This is a genomic window from Enterococcus sp. 4E1_DIV0656 (assembly GCF_002140695.1).
In the GTDB taxonomy this organism is placed as follows: domain Bacteria; phylum Bacillota; class Bacilli; order Lactobacillales; family Enterococcaceae; genus Enterococcus_D; species Enterococcus_D entomosocium.
The window spans coordinates 89,282-112,740 of record NZ_NGLF01000002.1 but is presented as its reverse complement, the minus strand read 5'-3'; the positions used below and the strand labels follow the sequence as shown (position 1 = coordinate 112,740).

Below are 23,459 nucleotides of genomic sequence, written 5' to 3'. Positions count from 1 at the left end.
TCTATTATTAATGTGCGAACAATTTTCTCATGTCATTCCATAAAACGATCTTCTTAAAATTCTACAGTCTTCTCCGCTTTTTTAGCATGATTCGCTGAATTAGCGATTCTTTGTTATTATTAAAAATGAATAGACCAAGAAGTAGGATGATTCTTTTCATTGCTAAGAGTTACAATGTTGCAAAAAAGAGGAGGCGATTTAGTGGAATTTCGTTTATTAAAATATTTCTTCACGATTGCAGAGGAAGGGACAATTTCTCAAGCTGCAGAAGTGCTCCACATCACCCAACCGACATTGAGCCGTCAATTAAAAGAATTAGAAGATGAATTAGGAACGGCTCTTTTCATTCGTGATAATCGTACAATGCTCTTAACCGAAGCAGGTCGTTTTTTAAAAAGCCGTGCCGAGGAGATATTGAGTCTAACGGATCAAACCATGCAAGAGTTTGAAGATCGTAAGAGACAGTTGTTTAGTGGTCATTTCACAATTGGCTGTGTGGAAGCAGATAATTCCGACACGCTTTCCTTGATGTTGGAAGAATTTATCAGTGACTATCCAGATGTCCGCTTTCATATTCACAGCGGCACAGGAGATGATATCAACGAGCGTTTGGAGAAAGGCTTATTGGATTTGGCGATTTTGATCGAACCCATCAAAATCGAGAAATACGAAAAAGTCGTTCTACCAAGAAAAGAAACTTGGGGCATGCTGACATCAGCTGATTCTTTTCTCGCCCATAAAGAGGAGATCACACCAGAAGATATTAAAGGGGTGCCTTTGCTAGTGTCAAGGCGTCCGGAAGTGCAGCAAATGTTTAGTCAATGGTCAAAAATACCAATAGAAGAATTACCGATCGTTGGAACATATAACTTGATTTTCAATGTCTTTTCCTTGGTAGAAAACCATGTTGGGTCGGCGTTGACCATCAGCGGAGCAGTCGGAGAACGGAGGGATGAAACGATCAAATTTTTGCCTTTAGTCCCTCAAATCGAAACCAGCTGTGTCTTGGTGTGGAAAAGAAATCGTGTAATGTCGCCGGTTGTGACGGCGTTCATTGCCCGCTTTCGTGACGCTTTTGAATAATTGCATCCTAAAAGCCAAAAGAAGTGGAGTGATCCGCTTCTTTTGGCTTCCACCTCTCCCTATGCTTCGTAAGCATAGGGACTTTTTATAAAAAGCATTATTCAACGGCTCCGCTTTGCCTTACTATTGAATATACAAAGAAGAGAAAACAAGGAGGTGACAAAATGCCGGCAATACTTGTTTATTCACGAGCAGGGGAGAATCTTATTGAAGGGCAACGAAAAAAGCTGATAGTGGGAAATACGCGGGTTCTAGCAGAGAAAATAGCAGAGAAATTACAATGCCCGCTTTATTCTCTTGAACCGGCTTATCCTTACCCTGAAAGCTATCAAGCAATGGTCGAGCTAGCAAAAAAAGAAAAAGCGGCCAATGAATTCCCCTTCTATCAAGAGATATCGGCAGCGTTTTTTAAAGAACGGGTCTTGTTTATCGGTTTTCCCAATTGGTGGGGCACATACCCGATGATCCTAGCGAGTTTTTTAAAAGATCACCGATTGATAGGGAAGAGTATATTTCCGTTTTGTACTCATGAAGGCTCAGGATTCGGCAATAGCATTGAAGACTTTAAAAAGATTTGTCCTGAAGCAACTGTTTATCCTGGATTAGCTGTTCGTGGTTCAAGAGTAGCTAAAGCGGATATAGCTATTCAAAATTGGTTAAATCAGCATTTCATTAAAATAGATGAAGGAGTCGATCGATATGGTCAAGAAACAAACAGCAGGAAGAGATAACTTAGGCAACTTTGCGCCGAAATTCGCGCAACTGAATGATGATGTGTTATTTGGTGAAGTTTGGTCACGTGAGGCAGAATTGGCTCCTCATACGAGAAGTTTATTGACGATATCGGCCTTGATTTCCGGTGGCAATTTCGAACAATTGACTGCCCATCTGACGATTGGCAAGGAAAACGGGATCACTGCAGAAGAAATTGCAGAAGTAATCACTCATCTGGCTTTCTATGTTGGCTGGCCTAAAGCTTGGTCTGCTTTTAACATCGCCAAAACGGTTTATCAAGAAGAGCTAGCTGAATTGGAGGAAAAATAAATGTCCGAACTCGATGCAGCAAATGAAGCAGGTATTTTTTCATTAGGCAATAAAAATGATGCCTATGCGCAATATTTTAGCGGTCAGAGTTACTTGAATCCTTTAGTAGCTGATTCAGCGATTCCAGTCAACGTTGGCAATGTGACCTTTGAACCGGGTTGCCGCAACAATTGGCATCGGCATATTGATGGTGGGTATCAATTGTTGTTGGTGGCTTCAGGAGAAGGCTGGTACCAAGAAGCAGGAAAGAAACCGCAAAAACTTACTGTTGGTGATGTCGTAGTCATCAAGGAAGGGGTCAAACATTGGCATGGTGCAGCAAAAAATAGTTGGTTTGCCCATGTAGCGATTACTGCTGGTGCTTCAGAATGGTTAGAAGCAGTCAGTGATGAAGAATACGATCAATTGCCCGATGCATAAGCGATGATAAGGCAGCCGTACTGGAAGGCGTGTAACAAATCTTATGGGGTCTCACTTGACTGCAGCCAATACTGTGGCTAGTCAAAAGAGATTGAAGAGATCAATGTGAATGAATGTACGGTCGATTCGATGATTCAACCGGGGTAAATAGGAAACAAAAAGAAGTGTCCACTTGCACAATTAACGTGCGAGTGGACGCTTCTTTTTGTTTAACCAAGATAAAATTCAATCAAGGTTTTTGCAATCAATTTTGTCATGGGATGACCTTTCGTAAAGCTTGATGCCAAATAAATCGTCCTTGATAAGGGGAAATCTGCTAGTTCACGTAAAACGAAAGGTGCCTCATCTTCATAACCCCAAGTAATTTTAGGAAAGAAGGTGATTCCTAGTCCTTGATTGATAAGGGAGCGCAGCGTCGCTGGATCGTCCGTCGTTGAGCCGATAGTCAAACTGATTTTTTTTGCTTCAAAAGCTTCGTCGATGGTTCTACGCAGCGGGCTGTTTTCAACCAGCATCAGCAGAGGCACGTGTTGGATATCGGCAACTTGCAAGTCTTTTTTTTCTGCCATGGGGTGCTTTTGGGGGATCGCCAATAAGATGGGTTCCGTGAATATCGGCAGATTAGTCAAGCCGTTCTTTGGCTCAGAGGTAATGTAGAAGGCTTGTTCTTTGTTGGTCTCCTTACTGCCGTGCTGCTTGATCGAAAGTTGGATCTCAGGGTGCTTTTCAACGAATGTCGCCACCAAGTTGGGCAAGGAAACAGAAGCGACTTCAGAGTAGATCGTCACTGCCGGGACCATTTCTCCATTTAAGGCTTGGATCGCACTCATTCCTTCGTCGAAACGTGCTAACGTCTCAACGACATAGGGATAAAATTCTTCAGCATACATCGTCAACTCGATATGCCGACCGGCATGATAGAACAAAGGAACGCCTAGTTCACTTTCTAAGTGTTTCATGGCACGGCTCAAGGCAGGTTGCGAGATGTATAATTCTTGTGCAGATTGGGTAATATTTTTCGATTCGGCTACTTTTTTAAAGTAGCGTAAATGATCAAGGTTCATCAGATACTCCTCTTTCCATACCTTTTGGTTATGGATATTCACGAAACTGGTATTTTTTATTATAACAAACTTCCGTTATTATGACACAGGAAAGAGAAATTGCTTAGGAGGTGTTTCATGAGTACAGGTTTCGTATACCCAGGACAAGGCAGTCAGACCAGCAAGATGCTTGAAGACGTACCTGCCAGTTATTTCCATCGGCTAGAACAGGCGACAGGCTTTGATTTACACCCTGTATCGGGGGATCTCGAACAAGATACCGTCTCTATTCAGTTGGCGCTTTTAGTAAAAGCGGCTTTTTACACGGACCAGATGAAAACCTCTGGTGTGCAACCTCAGCTTGTGGCGGGGCATTCGATTGGCGCTTTTTCCGCTGCGTTAGCTTGTGAAAGCTTAAGTTTCGAAAATGCCGCTAGCTTGGTCTATCATCGGGCGACATTGATGAAAGAAGCCTATCCGACTGATTATGCCATGGGGGTACTTGTTGGTGTAACGAGAAGTGAAGCAGAAGCGCTCGTGGCAAAAACATTTGATCCTGCTGCTCCCGTCTATTTGTCAAATGAAAATTGCCCCATGCAGCATACGATCTCTGGTCATCTCAAAGGCTTGCGCAAGACGCTAGCTCAAGCGAAAGATTATCATGCGCAAACCGCCAAACTTTTAGCAGTGCCTGTCCCGTCCCATTGTGTGTTGATGGCAGAACCCGTGAAACGGTTTGCGCCATTTATGAACACGGTATTCCTTGATGTGCCTATCTGTCCCTACCTCAAAAATACGGATGGTCGGATGACCATGAACCCTGAAGAGATCCGTCGAGATTTGCTGCAAAATATTGCTTATCCGGTGCAGTGGAACAAGATCATGGATGTTGCCTACGAAGCAGGACTTGATTTGGCTCTTGAATTTCCTCCTGGCAATACCCTAACAAAACTGATCCAAGCAAAATTTGGTGAAAACAAAGCGATCCGTGTGATCAATTTGGATCAACATGGCATGGATGATGCTTTATTCCTATATCAAAAATGGAGATGAATACAATGAAAAAACCTGCAAGAAACTGGGCAAGTAAACGTGAAAAGAAAGCCCAAACCATGAAAAAAATCGAGCATCTTCTCGATGGGAAATATGTCCCAACGGAAGCAATCATTGAAGTCTTAGAACAGTTGATCCGTCCGGGAGACAAAGTGGTCCTTGAAGGCGACAATCAAAAACAAGCAAGCTTTCTATCAAAAAGCTTAGAACAAGTCGATGCTCAAAAAGTCAACAATTTGCATATGATCATGTCGAGTATCTCCCGTCCAGAACATTTGACGATATTTGAAAAAGGCATTGCAGCGAAAATCGATTTTTCTTATGCAGGCGCACAAAGTACGCGCGTTGCCCAAATGATTGAAGACAAAACCATGAAATTAGGGGACATTCATACGTATTTGGAATTATATGGTCGCTTATTTATCGACTTGATTCCGAATGTGGTCCTTGTGGCGGCGGACAAAGCCGATCGCCAAGGAAATCTTTATACAGGTTACAATACGGAAGAAACACCAACGATCGTCGAAGCAGCAGCCTTCAAAGATGGGATTGTGATCGTCCAAGTTAATGAAGTGGTCGATCGTTTGCCGCGGGTCGACATTCCCAGCGATTGGATCGATGTCGTCGTGGTAGCAGACCAACCGTATCAATTAGAAGCGCTCTTTACGAGAGATCCGCAAAACATTACGGAATTACAAATTTTGATGGCGATGATGGCATTAAAAGGAATCTATGCAGAACATGAAGTACAATCGTTGAATCATGGGATCGGTTTTAATACCGCTGCGATCGAGTTACTTTTACCAACCTATGGAGAAACCCTTGGAATCAAAGGAAAAGTAGCGAAAAACTGGGTCTTGAATCCTCATCCAACGATGATTCCAGCTATCGAATCTGGTTGGGTCGAAAGCATCCACAGTTTTGGTGGGGAAGTTGGTATGGAAAAATACATTGCCGCTCGTCCAGATGTATTCTTTGTCGGAAAAGACGGCACGATGCGCAGCAATCGAGCATTATCCCAAACTGCAGGTCAATATGCCATCGATATGTTTATCGGTTCGACCTTACAACTGGATTATCAAGGAAATTCTTCTACAGTGACGAAAGGCCGCTTATCTGGATTTGGTGGTGCACCAAATATGGGGCATAATCCGGGGGGCCGTCGGCATTCGACTCCAGCTTGGCAATCCTTGCGGGATGAAACAGATCCTTTAGCAAAAGGACAAAAATTAGTCGTTCAAATGGTTGAAACGTATGGTTCCAATAAAAAACCTGTTTTTGTAGAAACGTTAGATGCGTTGGCTGTCCAAAAGCAAGCTGGTTTAGCCAATGCCCCAATTATGATCTATAGCGAAGATACGACGCATATCGTGACAGAAGAAGGCATCGCTTATCTTTATAAAGCAAACTCAAAAGAGGAAAAACAAGCAGCAATCGCAGCCATCGGTGGTGTAACCCCACTAGGAATGACCAGCACAAAAGCTTCTCTGGATGCCTTGCGCAAAGCGGGAATCGTGAAATTACCAGAAGACTTAGGGATCAAACGCAGTGATGCCAAACGATCATTGCTAGCAGCTCAAACCGTTGATGATTTGATCGAATGGTCCGATGGGTTGTATGAACCGCCAATGAAATTCAGAACGTGGTCTTAATAAGAGCAAGAGGAGAGAAGAAGAGATGGAAAAATTAGCTTATACGTATCAAACAACGAAACCAGTCACCAAAAAAGTCCATGTTGGCGTGGTTGGTTCTGGTGACTTGGAAATTCTGCTTTTTCCAACGGACAAACAAGAAACCACCGTTTCAGTTTGTACAGGAAGTGATGGCTTTGGCGATGTGTGGCAAAATGTCTTGACACGTTTTTTTGAGCGCTATCCAATCAGTGCGCAAATAGTGATCAACGACTTTGGCGCCACTCCCGGTGTGGTTTACCTACGATTAACCCAAGCAATGGAGGAACTAGCAGATGAAGAATAGTTTTGTAGAATTAAATGCCCGAGAACGGGTGCACGCATTATTGGATGCCAAGAGCGGTCGTGAATTGATCGATCCATTCGACCAAATGATCGCACCCAATCTGGTGGCTCAAGACATCGTGCCACAAAGCGATGATGGGATCGTTGTTTGCCGTGGAACGATTTCTGGAGAAAACGTGGTCGTGATCGCTATGGAAGGAAAATTCCAAGGTGGCGGGATCGGTGAAGTTTCTGGTGCTAAAATCATCGCGGCATTGACTCATGTGTTGGAAGAAAACCAAAAGGGCAATCCGATCACACCGATCATCATCCTCGATACTGGTGGCGTACGCCTCCAAGAAGCGAATTACGGCTTATTGTCGATTGCAGAAATCGGCAATTTGATCGTTGCAATAAAATCGTATGTGCCAGTGATTGGATTAGTGCCAGGTCGGGTGGGTTCTTTTGGCGGTATGTCGATTACCTCAGCACTTATGAGCTACTTGATAGCGACGAAGAAAGCCCGTATCGGTTTGAACGGTCCTGAAGTCATCGAACAAGAAGCTGGCGTGAGAGAATTTGATTCCAGTGATAAAGATTTGATTTGGAATACCATTGGCGCCAAACAACGTTTGGCAGCACAAATGATCGATGAACTAGTGACTGACAGTGTCGAATCGATCCAAGAAGCTGTGATTGCGGCGATGGTTGAAAAGAAAGACAGTCATCGCAGCGAAAAAAGTGGTTTTTATCTTTCTCTTTTAAACGAACTTGATCTATCAAAGCCGCTGACTATCGAGGCATACAATAAGGCTCTTGCAACGCATAAAGCAACTGAAGTGGCACCTATTACTGTAACAGAAGGCCAAGAAGCTGCTGCTGACAGTATCGGTTATCATTGGTTTTCAGCATTGACGAATCTGCAGTTCCCAACCTCAACTAGTGCAACAGTCTATGCAGCTGCATCTGACCTTTTTACTGAAGAAGTCGTTGTTACAGCGATCGTGCCAAACCCAACTAATCCGATGTATCGGGTACGCAATGGAGAAGTTGGTTTAGTCGAAGGGTACGAGATGGGCCACCTGTTAGAAACTGTTTATCAAGAAGACAAAGAGAAAGCAGTCAAACGACCAATCATTGCGGTCATCGATGTCCCTAGCCAAGCGTATGGCTACAATGAAGAATTGATTGGTATTCATGCAGCTTTAGCAAACAGTGCGGCAGCTTATGCCAAACTACGCCAAGCGGGTCATCCAGTGATCGGTTTTATCGCTGGTAATGCGATCTCTGGGGCTTTCTTAGCGCATGGCTTGCAATCAAGTCGTCTGATCGCATTAAATAGTGAAAAGATCACTGTTCAAGCAATGTCAAAAGAAAGTGCAAGTCGGGTCACCAAACGGTCGATTGCAGCGATTGAAGCCGCGGCGGAAAAAGTACCAAGTATTGCTTATGATATCAAAAATTATACGAAACTTGGGGCAATCTTCACTTTCTTATCCTCCATTACGGATCAGTCTGTCACCTCTGAAAGCAAAGCGACTGTAATTGAAGCGATCAATGAGGCGATTGATGATGTGCGTAAAACGAATGACACGATGTTGACCAGTCGCTACACCAATCCGATCGCTAAAAAGAGCGGCCGGCTGGAAACGAATAACGTATTTGAAAAAATGAATGCAGAATGGAATGAGTAACGAATGAACCGTGCCCACGATATCGTTCAATTAGATAAAGAAGTTCTTGATATGATTGATATTCCCAAATGGTTTTCTGAAAAAGAACAGCTTTTTGCGACCGTCCGTCGTGGGAAACCCCGTAACCCCAGCTATTTACCCGTGGGGTTGCGCGGGGAAAAGCGGCAAGAACGTTTTGCCTTTGAGGCACCTTGCAACATGATCAAACGAACGATCCATCCTTGGGAATTGATCACTCGTGAGAGCTTTCGATTCAATGAAGTAGCCAATTATCCAGTTTACCGCAACTATCAACAAGCACGGCTTTTATTGAAGCACTATTCTTGGGGAATCGGTGGCAGCTTGGGTTTTGAATTGGCTGCAAAACAGGCAGCAATCAAGCCGACAAGTGATTTAGATCTGTTGCTTTATGCCGACACGAAAGAAAAGCTGCCACTGGAACTATTGGAAAAGCAGGCAGCCTTTTTTCAACAGATCGATGTTCAAGTTATCACAAAACAAGGCGGGTTTGCCTTAAAGGAGTATTTGGAACATCCATCAAAAAAAATCTTAGTAAAAACAGACGAAGGGCCAAAACTCACCACTGAGATTTGGTAATTATTAGAAAAGTGAGCGAAAAACATGTTTGAGAACAACGATTTAAAAATCAACATCAGTGATTTCCAAAAAGTATTTGCCGTGACAGCAGTAATGATGCAAACGATTTTGACTTTTGCCTTATCCAATACCCAAGATGAAAAGACTGCAGCATTCATCGGTACCTTTTATGTCTTGGTGAAATTTACCGCACCCCTGTTTATTTTTGCTATTGTTTATAACATGGTTAAGACAAGTCAACATCTGTCTTATCTAGAATTTTTGAAAGAAAAGTTTTTTGAACTTGTCGTGCCATATGTGCTTTGGACGACGGCTTATTTATGGCTCTTTCCCGCTGTCCAACAAGGAAAACCTTATACTGATACAGCAACGTTTTTACTGAAATATGTGACGGGGGATGCGGCGCCACACTTGTGGTATACGATCATGATGCTGCAGATCCAATTGTTGATGCCGTTTTTTGTCTGGTTAGGCTACAAAGTGTTGACGAAGAAAAAAACTGTTTGGCCAGTATTGATCGTCGCAACTGCTTTGTATGTCGCTTGGTATGTGTTTTATGATCGCCAAGTTTTTGAAGGACCGCATCATGAAAGCTGGTATTTATTGGATCGGTTTGTCTTTAGCTTTGTGATCTATGGGATCTATGGCGAAGCCGCTTTGATTTATCACGAAACCGTCTATCGCTTCCTATACAAGATTCGCTATGCTTTCTTGCCAGTGGGTTTAGCATTGGGGCTATTATCTGCCAATCATCTGCTACATTATGCAGGTGATCTAAGTTTCGCTCATGCACCGTATTTAAATACATTGCAAAGCTTATATAGCTTAGTATTGATTTTTGCAGTCTTTATGTTTGGGTCAACTATGATCAAGAACAATGCCCCTCAGTTAGGGACATTTAAGTGGCTATCTACTTATGCGTATCGAACCTATCTTGCCAATGTTTTTGTCTTTCAAGTTTTGTTGCTATGCTTCAAAGATTTGTTGCTGCAACTGCCAATGGGCATCATGATCATCGTCGCTTATTTGGCAACTGCCAGCTGTGGTTTTTTAACAAGCTATGTTTTGCATGTTTTATGGGTAACGATCAAAGGTCAAATCAAAAAATAGAGGAGGAGTTGGATGTTTGCATTTGCTGTAGAAGAAAATTGTCAACGACTCGCCCAATTGGTAGAAGAAGCCTTGATTGTAGAAGTGACATTGTCCCCAAAACCTGGGTTAGTGGATGCCATTGATTCAGGTGCCCATCACGATATGGATCAAGCACTCTTTCTGCGATCAGCTCGAGTATTGACGCCATACTTTGAAGAAATGGCCTTGGTGTCTTGGGGAAGCAGCATGTCTCAAGAGTTGCGGGAAGCAATCGCTGCAATCGGTCGGAAGGCAGAACAGGCGATGTTGGCAGCCACTGGTGGCATCAACACTCATAAAGGAGCCATTTGGGCATTAGGCTTGCTCATCAGCGCCGTCAGTAGCCAACTTAGTCGCAAACAGCGGATTTTTTTGCCAGAAGTCTTTTCTGACATCCAGCTTCTCACTGCATTTCCTGATCGTGCGCTGACTCAACAAACGGAAAGTCATGGCAAAACTGTTCAAGCCAAATATGGACATCTCGGTGCGTATGGGGAAGCTGCTGCTGGGTTCCCCCATGTTCAAATCGCTCTAGCGGATTATTTTTCTCGGGATTGTTCCAATGAGACTGAAAAAAGGCTCCACATGCTGTTGGCGATCATCGCTACACTGGACGATACGTGTATTTTATACCGCAGCAATCAAGAGGTACTGGCACTGGTTCAGCAACTCGCACAAAAAGCCAATCAGCAAGCGTTGCCGAACCCAGCATTTCATGCACTAGCAGCCTTCTGCCAGTCAGAAAATGTGTCTCCAGGCGGCAGTGCTGATCTATTGGCTGCCAGCTTCTTTTTATTGTCCATCAACTCGGTTTTACCCGTAAACGAAGGAAAGACCGTTTACCAATAACTCTTTTCCTTAGAAGAAAGCCAACGATTCTTCTAAGGATTTTTTGTTTCATTTTTTCGCTCGATTAAGAAAAATAAAATCTCTTGCTATTTGCATAGTTTAATGATTAGATAATTCTTAGGCACTACTGAAATGCTTCGTTGCTCCATTGCAACGAATAAAGGAGTTACAGATGAAATACTATAATGCTTTTCTTCAAAATCTTGTGTTGCGGCGCTGGACGGTCCTGTTTATGCTTGCGGGCATTCTTTTTTTGTTTCGCAGTATGATGACCATTCTTTTGCTGACCTTTATCTTTACGTATCTGATTTATCGGCTGGTTCTTTTGCTCCATCGAAAAAGTCATCTGCCCATTAAGCTTACGAGCATCCTGACTTACAGCTTGATTGTTTTTATTCTTTATTTAGTAGCAACAAATTATGTGCCCATCATCATCAAACAATCCGTCCAATTAGTCAATTCCGTTGCTGATTTCTACCAACGGACAGACTCCAACAATGAATTGATCGAATATGTCTTGAATTTATTGCAAACCAGTGAATATATTCAGAAATTACAAAGCGGCGTTCTAGTCGTGATCAATTATCTGTATAATTTCGGTGAGTTGGCATTGACGGTGCTGATCTCATTTCTGCTTAGTTTCTTCTTTATGATCGATAACAAAAAGACCGTTGCGTTTTCTCGGCTATTTTTGCAAGGGCGAGGGGCGTGGTTCTTTGAAGATGTTTACTATTTAGGAGCTAAGTTTACGCGTGCTTTCGGAAATGTGATTGAGACGCAGTTGGTGATCGCCTTAGTTAATACAGCAATCACTGTCTTCGCCTTAGCGGTGATGGGCTTTCCGCAGCTGTTGAGTTTGGCGTTGATGATTTTCTTTCTCAGCTTGATTCCTGTTGCTGGTGTGATCATCTCGTGTATTCCATTGACGTTTATTGCCTATTCCATCGGCGGATTTAATGACGTGATCTATATTCTTTTGATCATAGTGTTTGTTCATGCGTTGGAATCCTATATCTTAAATCCCCGCTTGATGGCCAATAAAACAGAGATTCCGATGTTTTACACGTTTATTCTCCTGTATCTTAGCGAACATCTCTTTGGTTTGTGGGGCTTGATCCTTGGGATCCCATTGTTTACTTTCTTTTTAGATTTAATGAATGTGAAAGAGATTCCGCGATTGCGTAAAAAAACCGATGACACCTTGCAGGACCAATAAAATGATTGCTGTAAAGGATGGCAATTGATAGAAAAACCATCTCTGCCGATGAAAGGCGAGATGGCTTTTTTATTTCGCAGCAATTTTTTTCGTAAAGGAGACAAAGCAGATTGCTGAAGAGGTGCTTTGAAACCTGCCTGTTTGGGAATACCCCAAAGAATGATAAAAGTGAACCAGCTTGGGTTCTTGCAGGATCGTATTCAAATGTATCGTATCTGTTTGTACGTTCCTTTCAATCAAGGTCATTGCTTGTCTACCGATCCCGCGGTTCTCGTAGGAGGGAAGAAGGGCGATGGAAGATAGCTTCGTCGTATGCTCCTGCTCAACCGTCAGTTTTAGGAATCCCACGGTTTTCTGAGCGGTCATGATTAAATAATAAGTGGTATTCGACGCAGAAAACTTTGCGTTTAGCTTCTCAAAACTTTGTAAATAGGGAGAAGTTTCTCCATCTTGATAACGGAGAAAGAGAGATTTGAAAGCAGCTTTTTGTATCAAGTAGATAGAAAGTAAATCGGAAAGCTTCGCTTCTTTAAGCTGAATGAGCATGCACACCTCCATAAAATGTCAGACATCATTTGTTGAAAGACATTGATTCGGTATAGAAGGTCCTGATGAAAAGCCATCGAAGAGCAGTCTTTCATTGGCTCGTTTCCGTTTTGATCCTTCCCTCAACCAGAGGTTCAAAAACGAAGAGATCCGCAGGGCTTCGTGCCAACGGTGTTTTATTGAAAAAGATCATTTATCGATGTAACCAAGTCGTCATAGGTTTGACCGGTAGCGATTGCATAAACGGAAAGCAAAAAGACGAGGGCTGCTGCCAGCACGTAAAAAATTCGGAGGCGATAACCGTCACCTGTCCGGCGATTTTTTACAAAAGTAAAAATCGTCACAGCTAGATAAGCGAAGGTCAATAAACAAATAAGATAAGTAATAATTTCTGGTGTCATGGGCGTTTTCCTTTCTTTTTCTATTTGTATAAAAATATACTCAATAAATATAATATAACCATTTCGATACCGTCAAAGAAAGCGCTCAATTTTTGATACAAAAAACTGACCGAGTGGTAGCCACTGGTCAGTTCTATTCAAAAACGATGGGGCATGATCTTAATTGTCTTTTTTTTCCGCATCTAGCAAGCTTCTTAGTTCATCTGCTAAAGCGATACAGGCAATACTATCCGTTAAGGACATCAGGGAATTTTCGAGTTGTCCTTGTGCAAGAGCGGTGTGAACTGCTTGAATCTCTGAATGGAAATCATCGATCTCGTACCCAATATCATAGACCGTGTCTTCTTGGTCAATCGTCACGGTAAAAGAAGCGGGGCGATGGAAGTTGGGGATCGTGATTTTCCCTTTTGTTCCTTGTAATTCCGCCACCGTCTCTTTTGTTTGGTCAAATCCAGTCTCAATCACTGCAACAAAGTCTTCACTGACAAAGCGTGCTTCAACATAGGTATCAACCCCAGTTTCATAAAGGCTGTAATCGATCATTTCGGCAGTTAAATTTTCTGGTGAAAAATCTTGGATAAAGGCTAAGTTATAGATCCCCATATCCAGTAAAGCACCCCCTTGTTTTGGCAGATAATGGTAAGAACTGCCTTCGACTGGTAAATGGCGGCGAAAAGTAGTCGTGACACTTGTTAGCTCACCGATATGACCACCATCCACAAGTTCTTTTAGTTTGCGATACGCTGGGGTGAAGCGTGGCTTCATGGCTTCCATAAAGAAGACTTCGTGTGCTTGGGCTTGTTTTTGTACATCGCGCATTTCTTGTGCAGTCAAGGTTGCTGGTTTTTCACATAAAACAGCTTTTTTTGCTTGAAAGGCTTTGATGATCCATTCATAGTGATACAAATGCGGCAAAGCAATATAAACGATATCGATAGCTGGATCATCTAATAGGTTTTGGTAGTTATCAAAGACGGCATCACACGGAAATTTTGCTTGAAACGCTTGCGCTTTTTCCATCGTACGACAAGCAACCCCATAAAGCTGGGCATCTTGAAAATTTTCTAAACTTGCAGCAAAGCGATTGGCGATATTTCCGGCACCAATAATTCCCCAATTGATCATTTCATTTCCCTCTTTTCTTCAGTTGACGGGTATTCTGAGAGAATCCCTGATTCCAAAACAGATTGTTTTTTTCTTAACTCGACAATATTTTTTTGATATTCTTTGGCATACAGCAAGGCAAACAGTGAATCTAAAATATACTCAAAGGCGACCTGTGAAGAAAAGGTACCGACTTTGAGAAAATCACGTTCATCATGAGAAGCGATGATCGCATGGGTCGCTAATGGGATGATTTTCGCATGGGCGTTGCCAGAGATTACGATCACTGGTACCCCAACATCACGAAAGTGTTGCATGATTTTTTCGTATTGTGTATTTTTCCCACGATAGGTAATAAACACGGCACAATCATTTTGCGTGACGTTCGATGCATTCCACGCATCATCCCCATATTCATCCGCAATGATCAGATACTTATTGATTTTGACCAACTTATTTTGAAAACTTCTTGCCCGGATCTGAGAATCACCGCGAGCAAATAAGAAAATCCGCTGCGCAGCTTCCAACGATTGCACCACTGCTTCCATCGTTTCTGGAGCGACCTGAGCGTGGGTTTTGTGGATCGAGTTGATCGTTAGATCGGCCATTTTTTTCATAATATCAGGTGTTTGATCCTTGGGCGAAAAGGGAAAATTCGCGTCAACAAAGGTTGGGTTGAACATCTGATTATGGGCAATTTCAGCCAGACCTAAGCGAAAACTTTTAAATCCTTCATACCCCATCTTTTTGGCTAGACGAATGACGGAAGAGTGGGATGTGTATGTATGCTTAGCGATGACTTCAATCGTCAACGAAGGCACATCATTGATATTTTGCAAAATATAATCGGCAAGCCGCTTCTCCGTATTGGTCAATCCTTCTTGAAGCCGTAATTTATCTCCTAATAACATCAAACCACCTCTTTCTAATCATAGCCTAGGACAAAGAAAACCAAAAGCAAAAACTGTACCTTTTTGGCAATTTGGTAAAAATGTTCAGAACCACTCAGCAGTTTGCGAAAAAGTCTGGTCAAAAGAACCTGTTTTTGGCAAAAGACTTCTCATTTCGAAGGATATCAGCAATAATCAAGCTATCAATTCATAGGAGGCGTCACAATGTTAACTATCGCATATCTCGGAAACGGAAAAAGCACCAATCGCTACCATCTGCCTTTTTCAACCAAGCTGCAGGATAAGATCAAAGTAAAGACGATCTATTCACCAAGCGGCAAGCTGACCTGGCCAACACTAGAAGGCGTTCATTACACCTCTGACTTAGAGGATATCTACCGTGATCCTGAAATTCAATTAGTTGTGGTCACGACCCCTAGTCATTTGCATTATAAATTAGGCAAGGATGTCTTGCTCCATGGGAAAAATGTCTTGATCGAAAAACCTTTTACGGAAACTTCGGCACAAGCAAAGGAATTGTTCGCACTGGCGCAGGAGAAAGGCTTGTTTGTGCAATGCTATCAAAATCGCCGCTTTGATTCCGATTTTTTGACCACGCAAAAAGTGATCGAAAGCGGCGTGCTCGGAGATCTCTTAGAAGTAGAGATGCATTATGATTATTTTCGCCCAGAGATTCCACGGTCAGTGACCGAATTTTCACTGAATACTAGCTACTTGTATGGACACGCTTGTCATACACTGGATCAAGTGATCTCCTATTTTGGGCAACCAGACGATGTCCATTATGAGGTTCGGCAATTGCTTGGAAAAAATCGCATGAATGATTACTTCGATTTGGATCTGTTTTATGGTCGAATGAAAGTCTCAGTCAAATCTAGTTACTTCCGATTAAAAGAACGGCCTAGTTTCGTCGTTTATGGTGAAAACGGCGTTTTTGTTAAACAAACGAAGGATCGACAAGAAGAGCATCTAAAACAGTTTTATCTCCCGGATCATGCCGATTTTGGGATCGATTTACCGGAACACTATGGCACACTAACTTATATGGATGCTAACGGTGACTACCATGAAGAAAAAGTCATCTCTGAAATTGGTGATTATAGCCGTGTGTACGAGGGCGTCTATGAAACGATCATCAATGGTAAAGAGAAAATCGTGAAAGACGAAGAAACGATTTTACAAATCGAAATGCTAGAAACAGGCATCAATCAAATGATCACTGAGTCATAAGGCAGGGTGATTATGGGACTTTTGACAAACAAAGCGCCTGGAGGCATCAACTGACTCAACGAAAAGGAGTAGATACGAATCGAACCTTCAGAAATCCTGCAAGAAGAACAGCAGCTGCAGTTTGCTCATTTTGACAATGACCTCGCATTGCGGTTGGTTATTGCCATCGATCAGTACGTTAAAAGGAACTACCCGAAGCCGGTAGGAATCAAAGTTGTTCATCATGGCTTGCCGATCATTCGATTTTTAATGGCAGGGCGAAAAGAAAGCCCTTGGCTTGAAAGAAAAGAACGAACGGTACTAGAAAGCGGGCATAGTTCACTATACGTCTATGCGCAAAAAAATAGAGATATACAATTTGCTAAATGGGCACAAGACGAACATTATGCAATTTGTGGTGGTGGTTTTCCAATTATCGAAGACAGAAATGTAACGGGTGCTATCTGTGTGTCAGGTTTGGCTCATTTAGAGGATCATAAAGTGATCACCGAGGTATTGAAACAAATGATCTAAGAAGATAGAAAAGGGGAAGCAAGATGAACTTAGCGATTTTAGGGGCAGGCATGATCGTCCATGATTTTTTGACGGTGGCAGGGGATGTCCCACAGCTTGAACTGTCCGCTATTTTTGGGACAGAAAATGATTTAGAGAAAATGAATCACTTAAAACAGCAATACGGGATTCAAACCGTCTATACAGAGTTAGGGGCATGTTTGGCGGATCCCTTCGTTGACACCGTGTATGTCGCATTGCCCAATCATTTGCATTATTCCTTTGCCAAAGAAGCGATCCTCGCTGGCAAACACGTCATTTGTGAAAAGCCATTTACGTTGCAGGCACGAGAATTAGTAGAATTAACAGAATTGGCTGCTGCCCATGGGGTGCTTTTGATGGAAGCCATCACGAATCAGTACTTAGCCAACTACCAAGGAATAAAAGCGCAGCTTGAAACATTGGGAGAGCTGAAAGTGATTGAATGCAACTATTCGCAATATTCTTCTCGTTATGATTCATTCAAAGAGGGAACCGTTTTACCTGCATTTAACCCAAAAATGGGTGGTGGGGCATTGATGGATATCAATATCTATAATATTCATTTTGTGGTCGGGCTTTTAGGAAAACCTAAAAGTGTCCGCTATTTTGCTAATGTCGAAGAGGGGATCGATACTTCTGGCATGCTGTTTTTAGACTATGAACAAACAAAAGTCGTTTGTATTGGCGCCAAAGATTCGACAGCGACGATTCGCTCAACGATCCAAGGGACGAAAGGATCGATCATCGTCAATGGGCCGACGAATATGCTTGCCAGCTATGACGTTGAACCGGTCAATGGGGAAAAAATCCATCAGGATCAAAGCGTTCACGGACATCGTATGTTTGAAGAATTTGCCCGTTTTGCACAAGCCATTCACGAAAATGATCATGTCTTTGTCAAGGAACGCCTTGCACATAGCAAGCTGGTGATGGAAGTAGTGGAAAAAGCATTGGCAGATGCCCAGATCGTATTAGGATAATCGCATCAATTTGGAAAGACACCAGCTTCTTAGAGAAGTTGCTGGTGTCTTTGTGTGTTGTCTTATTTTTTCTTCTTTAAACTCAATAAGGTTAGTGGGATACCCAAGGTGAGATAGCCGACAATTGTCATCAAACAGACGACCAGCCAAAAGTTATCTACTGCTAGAAACGCAATCAGGCCATAGGCCACCAGAATCGAGAGAAAATAAAAAAGAAAGAGCTGAAAAAAACGTTTAAAACTCACAGTCATTCATTCTCCTTTGTCGTTAAACTGACAAGAAAAGTATACCATATCAAACGCAATTTTAAGGAATGATTGTGATCATTCGCAGGAGCCGTTAAAGGCGAATTGTTTTGTGGGCTGACCGTGATTCGCTATACTTGAAGGGAAGAGAAAGAGCAGGATTTTTTTAAGAGAAGGAGGAGACAGATGAAAAAGGTGGATGTACTGATCATCGGAGCGGGTCCAGCTGGTACGGCTGCTGCCTACGGGTTAAAAGCCAAAGGAAAGACAGTGGCGATCGTCGAAGCTGATTTATGGGGTGGCACGTGCCCCAATCGCGGGTGCGATCCGAAAAAACTACTGATGCGAGGCGTAGAAGTCAAAACAGAGGCGAAACGTATGCAAGGCAATGGCGTTCAAGGGCAGGTAGCCATTGATTGGCCGGCACTGATGGCGTTTAAACGCTCGTATACTGATCGTGTGCCGGAGTCAACCAAACAAGGGCTACTGGCAGAAGGGATCACTACTTACTACGGACAAGCCGCTTTTCGTGATGTCCATACGGTCATCGTGGGCGCAGAAGAGATTCAAGCAGAAAAAATAATCATTGCGACAGGACAGCGTCCAGCCGTACTGCCAATCGTCGGCAAGGAGCATTTACAAAACAGTACTGATTTTCTTTCCTTTGAAAAGATGCCAGCAACGATTGCTTTCATAGGTGCTGGATATATTACCTTCGAATTGGCGATGATCGCTCAAGCAGCAGGTGCTGAAGTTCATGTGATTCATCATAATGACCAGCCATTAAAAGGATTTGATGCTGCATTGACCGCAGAAATGGTTCGTTCAATGCAGGACCAAGGTGTTTCGTTTCACTTTAACCAGAACACACAGCGAATCATGAAAGAACAAAACCACTATACAATTCAGACACAAGCATTGTCTCTCACCGTAGAAGCAGTGATTGGTGCCACGGGACGCAGACCCAATAGCGATCAGCTGCAACTGGAAAAGGCAGGGGTAGAAACGTCAAAACAAGGGATCGTTGTAAATGAGTTTTTGCAGACTAGTCAAACACACATCTACGCAATCGGAGATGTGCTAGCGAAAAAGCAGCCAAAACTGACGCCTGTTGCTAGCTTTGAAGCCGCCTATCTTGTCGAGCATATAGATGACCAGAAAACGCCCATCCGCTATCCACTGATCCCTACACTAGTTTTTGGTGCGGAAAAACTGGCAAGAGTCGGGATCAGTGAGCAAGAGATTGCCGATAATGCCTCAGAATATCATAGTGAGGTGATAGATCTTTCTTCTTGGTATACCTATCGACGAATCAATGATCAAGAGGCAAAAATCAAATTGGTTTATGACACATTTGATACAATCGTTGCTGTCACGATTTTTTCTGCACTGGCGGATGAGTTGATCAACCACTTCGTTTTTGTGTTGGAAAATCAGCTATCGAAAGAAGCACTGGCACAAATGATTTTTGCCTACCCCACACCTGCTAGCGATTTGTCCTATTTTCTATAAATAAACAAACAAGCCTGCGCTAGTTTCCGCTAGCACAGGCTCTAAATTATTATGTCCGTATTGACTATAGTCTGCCAACCTTAAATGAACCTTAAAGTTAGGCTGGGTTTCATTTAAGCAATGTCTTTGTTTTCTAGTAACCCTAGGTTTAGGCTTTTTTTGAAAGCCGACGGACAGCAACAATCAGTAAGATCGATGACAAGAAGAGTCCGACCAAATAGATGATGAAAATAGAATCTGGCTCATAGTGCCGATAATTGAATATTTTTACCATAAAAAAGAGAAACGGGATCGCTGCAATAAGGGTTGAAACGAAACGTTTCCGCCATTGTATGAAAAACGATCCAATCACTAGAAAAAGACAAAACGGGATCCAAAAGACCAAATGTCCGATAAGTTCGATTTTTCACACCTCCTAGCAAGTAAAATCATCATAACGTTTCTTCCTAAAAAGCAAGCGTGAATGAAAAAATAATCCCATTAGGCACGTATGAAATTATGAGTGGAGTCTTCTGAAAAGTTCACAAGAAATCTGAGAATTTCAAAAGGAAATGAAAATCGAGCAATTAGGAATGTCCCAATAGTCCGAGACAAGAAAGCACCTGTTGCAGCATTCGTTTTCACTTGAATCCTGCAAGAGGTGCTCTTCCGTAGAAAATCTGGTGCTTTATTCAATTGATATCAAAGAAATGATTAGGAAGGAACGGCAGTCTTTTTTTATGGCAAGATATTCTTACTATACAAAAGGGAAATGATCATACCTATATCCAATAGATCCTTATAATAAAATCCTTTCAGTGGACCAAAGTGTAAGAAAAATCCGAGAATCAGTAATACAAACAGCAGCAGAAAAAGCAGGTTGAAAATGGTCATCAAGCGAAAACTGAAATGCCAATTACTCAAGAAATACTGATATTTGGCTGCTCTGTAAATTTTGTTTTGAATTGGAATTTTCTTGAGTGCAGGGATCGATTCATGATAGGACGTAAATAATTCGTAGTCTTTTTTCGTCAGCACTTCTGAGAAAATGTGCGTCCCCGCTTGAAAGTCGAAATAGCCCCAATGGAATTGTTCTTTATCCTCTGGTGATTCGTGCTTCATCAGCTTTCTTGGCTTGATGGTGAACGCCTTGATGTTCTCATAGGGGTAACTGAAATAGGTGTTACTTTCTAAATAGTCGATGATGACCAGAAAAAGCATTCGGGTTTCTGTGAAAACCAACAAACGATTGCCGCGGGTATCATGAAAGATGTCACGGTATGCTTTTGCTTTCTCAGTTGTTGCATACGCATAGGCGCCAAGCCCTTGGTTGGCGAAGGCGAGGTTTCCATCTGGCGTCAAAGGCAGATAGCCAAGAATCGTTTCGTCTTTTGCTAAAAGCGTCCGAAGCTCCTCTAATAGATCTTGCAAGAAAACATATTGTTTGGACAGCTCGAAGGTTGTTGCTTTTTCTTGTTCAGTTACTTTTATCAGTGATTTATTTTCATTTAAGACTAACTGTTTAAAATCCATCGATAGTCATCCTTTCTTTTAAGCGTTTGCGGCCACGGGAAAGACGATTGTAGATTGCTGAGACATTTAAGTCCGTCTGCTCTGCGATGGTTTCGGGTGATTCCTGATAAAAATAGTAGAGCAGAAAGATCCTTTGATCAAGGGCTTCAAGGTCTTCAATAAAGCCCAAAAAGTTTTCCTTTGTTAAAGGTGATTCTTCAATAGCTAGTTCCTGCTCATCAACAGGTTTTTCTTCCAATGAGCGCTTGTTCAACTTTCGCTTGTGGTCAATCGCACGACTACGACTGATCAAAAGCAGCCAAGTAATCAAGCGGCTTCTGTCAGGTTGATACGCAGCAATCTTTTGCCAAACCTCGTAAAAAACTTCGTTCGCTACATCTTGGCGCTCGCTCACTTCATGCGGTTGGGAGAGGACACTATGAATCGTCCTCAGCATGCTATCACCATAAACAGCTAACAGTTCTTCTAAGCCGACATAGTCTTTCTTTTTGATTCGTTTAATGATTTCTTCATCCTGCACCTTTTTCACCCCTTCACACTATATACGAAGAATTTTTGTCTTTTCTATCAGAAAAAGAAAAAAACCTCTGTTAACGAGGTTCATGTTCTTTGGCCAGAAGATCTGTTGCTAAGCGCTGTGCCAAATACTCCCAAAGAATGCCACCAAAAAAAGCGCCTATCATATAAAGAGTGGCTGCTTGCAGCTCCAATGGATTATTTGCTAGCCGGAAAGAAAACAGCGAGCCGATGATGAATAGGTAGCTGCCAAAAAGCACTTGCCGCCACGAGCGTTTTTTAACAAACTTGCTAATGAGAAAGGTTGAAAGGATCATCAAGAGAATTTGGATGAATGCCAGAGAAGGAAAAAGTGCAAAGTCAGAAACAACCATTTCCCTCAATTGTTGAATCAAGAAAAAGAAAGCAAAGAGAATGAGCCCGCGTGAGAATATACTAAGCCGCAAGGAAGATATTTTTTTTCGCATTGGTTTACTCCTTGAAAGGTTTTCTTTATTATAGCAAATTTTTAGTTAAACAATGTAAAAAGATGAACGAGAAGGTCTGCAAAAAACTTCTCCTAAGTATGCGCTCTTTTAGTATACTTGTAAGAAACGAGTGGATGGACTCGATACATGAGGAGGATTGCATGCCAATGATTCTTTTTGCACCTGCGGTATTCAACTTGGCTGAAACGACACGGATGATCGAAGTCGCTAAACAAATGCAAGGAAATCACCACTGTGAGTTCTTTGGTTTTTCAAAGACCTTTTCTTCACTTATCATTGAAAGTGGTTTTACGTACCATTTATTGACGCCGACTCTGACAGAAAAACAAGAGGAACAGATCATAAAATTAGATCAACTGCGCTCATTCAAAAATCCCTTCACCAAAGAGATGGTTGCTGCGCGTATCCTGAGCGAAAAAAAACTGGTCGACAAGCTTGCTCCTCAGGTGATTGTAACTGGATCGAATGTCACGATCTTTCTATCTGCTCGCAGCAAACAGATTCCCTTAGTCTACGTAAAACCCTATGCGATGAGTGATCCCTTTTTTCGATCAGATAGCGCGTTTATCCCTTCTAGTTTGCGTTTCTTCGGACCGTTAAGGAAACCACTTTGGTATTGGACAAGAAAACAATTGGTAAAATCCCGCTGGATGCCCCGAGCATTCAAACACGCTGCCCAAACAGAAAAACTTTCTATGCCTGAAACGAGCTTACGAATGATGGACGCTGATTTAAATCTCATCACCACTCCTGAACGCTTTATAACAAAAGAGCTGCTGCCAGATAATTATCGAATCGTGGGGCCGATTTTTGCCAAGATGGGGGCGTCCTTGCCAGAAGAAGTGTTGACTTTTATTGAACAAAAGCGGCGGGAAAGAAAACGAATCGTTTATTTTGCAATGGGCAGTTCGGGGAATCCGCGCATGGTGCGAAAAATCTTAGCTTTCTTACAAAACCGTTCGGAACTAGCGATCATTGCTCCGGTTACTCATCTACTCAAGGGGAAACACAACGTCTCAAAGAATTTGTTCCTGACCGAATATCTGCCAAGTCATCTATTGCATGAGCATATCGATTTTTCTTTTATCCATGGTGGGGAAGGGACTGTTCAAACAGCTTGTGCCTCTGGGAAGCCGTTTATCGGAATCGGGATGCACTATGAGCAAAGCTGCAATATTCAGTACTGCGTGGCGTATGGCAATGCAATTGCACTGACAAAACCAGTAACTGAGAAAAAGCTGGAAACTGCTCTGACAGAGGTTGGAGATCTGAAGATTTGCCAACAAGCCTGCCAGCTAAAGAATCATTTCCCGACAAATGGTCCTCAGAAGGCGATGCAGGAGATTGAGCACTTTTTAGAAATAAACAATAGTGATTATCATTGAGATAATCACT

Annotated in this window: 27 protein-coding genes; 17 read left to right on the top strand and 10 right to left on the bottom strand. The window is 42.4% G+C overall.

Annotated features, from left to right (window positions below; translation table 11 throughout):
- Positions 1-201 precede the first annotated feature (201 nt).
- From A5882_RS13905 to A5882_RS13890, 4 genes are all read left to right on the top strand, one after another.
- On the top strand, positions 202-1,083 hold the full coding sequence (locus A5882_RS13905) for a LysR family transcriptional regulator (RefSeq protein WP_034872660.1): 882 nt from the start codon (positions 202-204) through the stop codon (positions 1,081-1,083).
- 164 nt (positions 1,084-1,247) lie between these two features.
- On the top strand, positions 1,248-1,814 hold the full coding sequence (locus A5882_RS13900) for a flavodoxin (protein WP_086372987.1): 567 nt from the start codon (positions 1,248-1,250) through the stop codon (positions 1,812-1,814).
- On the top strand, positions 1,783-2,127 hold the full coding sequence (locus A5882_RS13895; protein ID WP_086316141.1) for a carboxymuconolactone decarboxylase family protein: 345 nt from the start codon (positions 1,783-1,785) through the stop codon (positions 2,125-2,127). Before A5882_RS13900 ends, A5882_RS13895 begins: the two co-directional genes overlap by 32 nt.
- Positions 2,128-2,547 (top strand): cupin domain-containing protein, encoded by a 420-nt coding sequence (locus tag A5882_RS13890; RefSeq protein ID WP_086372986.1) that lies wholly within the window; start codon positions 2,128-2,130, stop codon positions 2,545-2,547.
- A 209-nt stretch (positions 2,548-2,756) separates the two neighbouring features.
- Here A5882_RS13890 and A5882_RS13885 read toward each other — a convergent pair whose 3' ends face one another.
- Positions 2,757-3,611 (bottom strand): LysR family transcriptional regulator, encoded by an 855-nt coding sequence (locus A5882_RS13885; RefSeq protein WP_042890734.1) that lies wholly within the window; start codon positions 3,609-3,611, stop codon positions 2,757-2,759.
- 117 nt (positions 3,612-3,728) lie between these two features.
- Here A5882_RS13885 and A5882_RS13880 point away from each other — a divergent pair, with 117 nt between their 5' ends.
- The 8 genes from A5882_RS13880 (at position 3,729) to A5882_RS13845 (ending at position 12,085) form a co-directional block, all read left to right on the top strand.
- Complete coding sequence (locus A5882_RS13880) at positions 3,729-4,643, top strand: ACP S-malonyltransferase (RefSeq protein WP_086372985.1); 915 nt, start codon at positions 3,729-3,731, stop codon at positions 4,641-4,643.
- Between the two features lie 5 nt (positions 4,644-4,648).
- Positions 4,649-6,295 (top strand): malonate decarboxylase subunit alpha, encoded by a 1,647-nt coding sequence (gene mdcA, locus A5882_RS13875; RefSeq protein ID WP_086372984.1) that lies wholly within the window; start codon positions 4,649-4,651, stop codon positions 6,293-6,295.
- A gap of 25 nt (positions 6,296-6,320) precedes the next feature.
- Positions 6,321-6,620 carry a malonate decarboxylase subunit delta gene (locus A5882_RS13870; protein WP_005226050.1) on the top strand — a complete coding sequence of 100 codons (300 nt, stop codon included), beginning with the start codon at positions 6,321-6,323 and terminating at the stop codon, positions 6,618-6,620.
- Positions 6,610-8,292 carry a biotin-independent malonate decarboxylase subunit beta gene (gene mdcD / locus A5882_RS13865; protein ID WP_086372983.1) on the top strand — a complete coding sequence of 561 codons (1,683 nt, stop codon included), beginning with the start codon at positions 6,610-6,612 and terminating at the stop codon, positions 8,290-8,292. The genes A5882_RS13870 and mdcD overlap by 11 nt, the downstream gene beginning before the upstream one ends.
- A gap of 3 nt (positions 8,293-8,295) precedes the next feature.
- Positions 8,296-8,889 (top strand): malonate decarboxylase holo-ACP synthase, encoded by a 594-nt coding sequence (locus tag A5882_RS13860; RefSeq protein WP_005231351.1) that lies wholly within the window; start codon positions 8,296-8,298, stop codon positions 8,887-8,889.
- Between the two features lie 24 nt (positions 8,890-8,913).
- Entirely contained in the window at positions 8,914-9,999 is a 1,086-nt protein-coding gene (locus tag A5882_RS13855) for an acyltransferase family protein (protein ID WP_086372982.1), read from the top strand.
- A 12-nt stretch (positions 10,000-10,011) separates the two neighbouring features.
- Entirely contained in the window at positions 10,012-10,869 is an 858-nt protein-coding gene (locus tag A5882_RS13850) for a triphosphoribosyl-dephospho-CoA synthase (RefSeq protein WP_086372981.1), read from the top strand.
- Positions 10,870-11,041: 172 nt separating this feature from the next.
- On the top strand, positions 11,042-12,085 hold the full coding sequence (locus tag A5882_RS13845) for an AI-2E family transporter (protein ID WP_086372980.1): 1,044 nt from the start codon (positions 11,042-11,044) through the stop codon (positions 12,083-12,085).
- A 69-nt stretch (positions 12,086-12,154) separates the two neighbouring features.
- On the opposite strand, the gene A5882_RS13840 is transcribed toward A5882_RS13845, so the two are convergent.
- The 4 genes from A5882_RS13840 to A5882_RS13825 all read right to left on the bottom strand — a co-directional run bounded on the left by A5882_RS13840 (position 12,155) and on the right by A5882_RS13825 (position 15,047).
- Entirely contained in the window at positions 12,155-12,631 is a 477-nt protein-coding gene (locus A5882_RS13840; RefSeq protein WP_008379975.1) for a GNAT family N-acetyltransferase, read from the bottom strand.
- A gap of 176 nt (positions 12,632-12,807) precedes the next feature.
- Positions 12,808-13,032, bottom strand: coding sequence for a hypothetical protein (locus A5882_RS13835; RefSeq protein ID WP_005235901.1), 225 nt, complete (start codon positions 13,030-13,032; stop codon positions 12,808-12,810).
- A gap of 159 nt (positions 13,033-13,191) precedes the next feature.
- A complete protein-coding gene (locus A5882_RS13830) occupies positions 13,192-14,157 on the bottom strand; it encodes a Gfo/Idh/MocA family protein (RefSeq protein ID WP_008379972.1) in 966 nt (321 codons plus the stop codon).
- Positions 14,154-15,047: a MurR/RpiR family transcriptional regulator gene (locus A5882_RS13825; RefSeq protein ID WP_016611800.1), complete on the bottom strand. Its 894-nt coding sequence runs from the start codon at positions 15,045-15,047 to the stop codon at positions 14,154-14,156. The genes A5882_RS13830 and A5882_RS13825 overlap by 4 nt, the downstream gene beginning before the upstream one ends.
- A 204-nt stretch (positions 15,048-15,251) precedes the next feature.
- Here A5882_RS13825 and A5882_RS13820 point away from each other — a divergent pair, with 204 nt between their 5' ends.
- The 3 genes from A5882_RS13820 to A5882_RS13810 all read left to right on the top strand — a co-directional run bounded on the left by A5882_RS13820 (position 15,252) and on the right by A5882_RS13810 (position 17,791).
- On the top strand, positions 15,252-16,277 hold the full coding sequence (locus A5882_RS13820) for a Gfo/Idh/MocA family oxidoreductase (protein ID WP_016611799.1): 1,026 nt from the start codon (positions 15,252-15,254) through the stop codon (positions 16,275-16,277).
- 72 nt (positions 16,278-16,349) lie between these two features.
- Complete coding sequence (locus A5882_RS13815; protein WP_315042034.1) at positions 16,350-16,790, top strand: heme-binding protein; 441 nt, start codon at positions 16,350-16,352, stop codon at positions 16,788-16,790.
- A gap of 23 nt (positions 16,791-16,813) precedes the next feature.
- Complete coding sequence (locus tag A5882_RS13810) at positions 16,814-17,791, top strand: Gfo/Idh/MocA family protein (protein ID WP_005235909.1); 978 nt, start codon at positions 16,814-16,816, stop codon at positions 17,789-17,791.
- Between the two features lie 62 nt (positions 17,792-17,853).
- On the opposite strand, the gene A5882_RS13805 is transcribed toward A5882_RS13810, so the two are convergent.
- A complete protein-coding gene (locus A5882_RS13805; RefSeq protein ID WP_005226063.1) occupies positions 17,854-18,042 on the bottom strand; it encodes a hypothetical protein in 189 nt (62 codons plus the stop codon).
- Between the two features lie 180 nt (positions 18,043-18,222).
- On the opposite strand from A5882_RS13805, the gene A5882_RS13800 reads away from it, so the two are divergent.
- Complete coding sequence (locus A5882_RS13800) at positions 18,223-19,548, top strand: NAD(P)/FAD-dependent oxidoreductase (RefSeq protein WP_005235911.1); 1,326 nt, start codon at positions 18,223-18,225, stop codon at positions 19,546-19,548.
- A 242-nt stretch (positions 19,549-19,790) separates the two neighbouring features.
- On the opposite strand, the gene A5882_RS19865 is transcribed toward A5882_RS13800, so the two are convergent.
- The 4 genes from A5882_RS19865 to A5882_RS13775 all read right to left on the bottom strand — a co-directional run bounded on the left by A5882_RS19865 (position 19,791) and on the right by A5882_RS13775 (position 22,043).
- Positions 19,791-19,958: a hypothetical protein gene (locus A5882_RS19865; RefSeq protein WP_005235914.1), complete on the bottom strand. Its 168-nt coding sequence runs from the start codon at positions 19,956-19,958 to the stop codon at positions 19,791-19,793.
- A 307-nt stretch (positions 19,959-20,265) separates the two neighbouring features.
- On the bottom strand, positions 20,266-21,060 hold the full coding sequence (locus tag A5882_RS13785; RefSeq protein WP_005235915.1) for a hypothetical protein: 795 nt from the start codon (positions 21,058-21,060) through the stop codon (positions 20,266-20,268).
- The gene (locus tag A5882_RS13780) at positions 21,050-21,589 is read right to left on the bottom strand and encodes a sigma-70 family RNA polymerase sigma factor (protein ID WP_016611795.1); all 540 of its coding nucleotides are present in this window, start codon (positions 21,587-21,589) and stop codon (positions 21,050-21,052) included. Before A5882_RS13780 ends, A5882_RS13785 begins: the two co-directional genes overlap by 11 nt.
- Before the next feature lie 61 nt (positions 21,590-21,650).
- A complete protein-coding gene (locus A5882_RS13775; RefSeq protein ID WP_016611794.1) occupies positions 21,651-22,043 on the bottom strand; it encodes a hypothetical protein in 393 nt (130 codons plus the stop codon).
- Between the two features lie 161 nt (positions 22,044-22,204).
- On the opposite strand from A5882_RS13775, the gene A5882_RS13770 reads away from it, so the two are divergent.
- Positions 22,205-23,449, top strand: coding sequence for a glycosyl transferase (locus A5882_RS13770; RefSeq protein ID WP_086372979.1), 1,245 nt, complete (start codon positions 22,205-22,207; stop codon positions 23,447-23,449).
- Positions 23,450-23,459 lie beyond the last annotated feature (10 nt).

Bases quoted from the DNA above. Each gene is read 5' to 3' on its own strand.
- A5882_RS13900 (WP_086372987.1), top strand. From the start codon at position 1,248: ATGCCGGCAATACTTGTTTATTCACGAGCAGGGGAGAATCTTATTGAA.
- A5882_RS13895 (WP_086316141.1), top strand. From the start codon at position 1,783: ATGGTCAAGAAACAAACAGCAGGAAGAGATAACTTAGGCAACTTTGCG.
- A5882_RS13890 (WP_086372986.1), top strand. From the start codon at position 2,128: ATGTCCGAACTCGATGCAGCAAATGAAGCAGGTATTTTTTCATTAGGC.
- A5882_RS13885 (WP_042890734.1), bottom strand. From the start codon at position 3,611: ATGAACCTTGATCATTTACGCTACTTTAAAAAAGTAGCCGAATCGAAA.
- A5882_RS13880 (WP_086372985.1), top strand. From the start codon at position 3,729: ATGAGTACAGGTTTCGTATACCCAGGACAAGGCAGTCAGACCAGCAAG.
- mdcA (WP_086372984.1), top strand. From the start codon at position 4,649: ATGAAAAAACCTGCAAGAAACTGGGCAAGTAAACGTGAAAAGAAAGCC.
- A5882_RS13870 (WP_005226050.1), top strand. From the start codon at position 6,321: ATGGAAAAATTAGCTTATACGTATCAAACAACGAAACCAGTCACCAAA.
- mdcD (WP_086372983.1), top strand. From the start codon at position 6,610: ATGAAGAATAGTTTTGTAGAATTAAATGCCCGAGAACGGGTGCACGCA.
- A5882_RS13860 (WP_005231351.1), top strand. From the start codon at position 8,296: ATGAACCGTGCCCACGATATCGTTCAATTAGATAAAGAAGTTCTTGAT.
- A5882_RS13855 (WP_086372982.1), top strand. From the start codon at position 8,914: ATGTTTGAGAACAACGATTTAAAAATCAACATCAGTGATTTCCAAAAA.
- A5882_RS13850 (WP_086372981.1), top strand. From the start codon at position 10,012: ATGTTTGCATTTGCTGTAGAAGAAAATTGTCAACGACTCGCCCAATTG.
- A5882_RS13845 (WP_086372980.1), top strand. From the start codon at position 11,042: ATGAAATACTATAATGCTTTTCTTCAAAATCTTGTGTTGCGGCGCTGG.
- A5882_RS13840 (WP_008379975.1), bottom strand. From the start codon at position 12,631: ATGCTCATTCAGCTTAAAGAAGCGAAGCTTTCCGATTTACTTTCTATC.
- A5882_RS13835 (WP_005235901.1), bottom strand. From the start codon at position 13,032: ATGACACCAGAAATTATTACTTATCTTATTTGTTTATTGACCTTCGCT.
- A5882_RS13830 (WP_008379972.1), bottom strand. From the start codon at position 14,157: ATGATCAATTGGGGAATTATTGGTGCCGGAAATATCGCCAATCGCTTT.
- A5882_RS13825 (WP_016611800.1), bottom strand. From the start codon at position 15,047: ATGTTATTAGGAGATAAATTACGGCTTCAAGAAGGATTGACCAATACG.
- A5882_RS13820 (WP_016611799.1), top strand. From the start codon at position 15,252: ATGTTAACTATCGCATATCTCGGAAACGGAAAAAGCACCAATCGCTAC.
- A5882_RS13810 (WP_005235909.1), top strand. From the start codon at position 16,814: ATGAACTTAGCGATTTTAGGGGCAGGCATGATCGTCCATGATTTTTTG.
- A5882_RS13805 (WP_005226063.1), bottom strand. From the start codon at position 18,042: ATGACTGTGAGTTTTAAACGTTTTTTTCAGCTCTTTCTTTTTTATTTT.
- A5882_RS13800 (WP_005235911.1), top strand. From the start codon at position 18,223: ATGAAAAAGGTGGATGTACTGATCATCGGAGCGGGTCCAGCTGGTACG.
- A5882_RS13785 (WP_005235915.1), bottom strand. From the start codon at position 21,060: ATGGATTTTAAACAGTTAGTCTTAAATGAAAATAAATCACTGATAAAA.
- A5882_RS13775 (WP_016611794.1), bottom strand. From the start codon at position 22,043: ATGCGAAAAAAAATATCTTCCTTGCGGCTTAGTATATTCTCACGCGGG.
- A5882_RS13770 (WP_086372979.1), top strand. From the start codon at position 22,205: ATGCCAATGATTCTTTTTGCACCTGCGGTATTCAACTTGGCTGAAACG.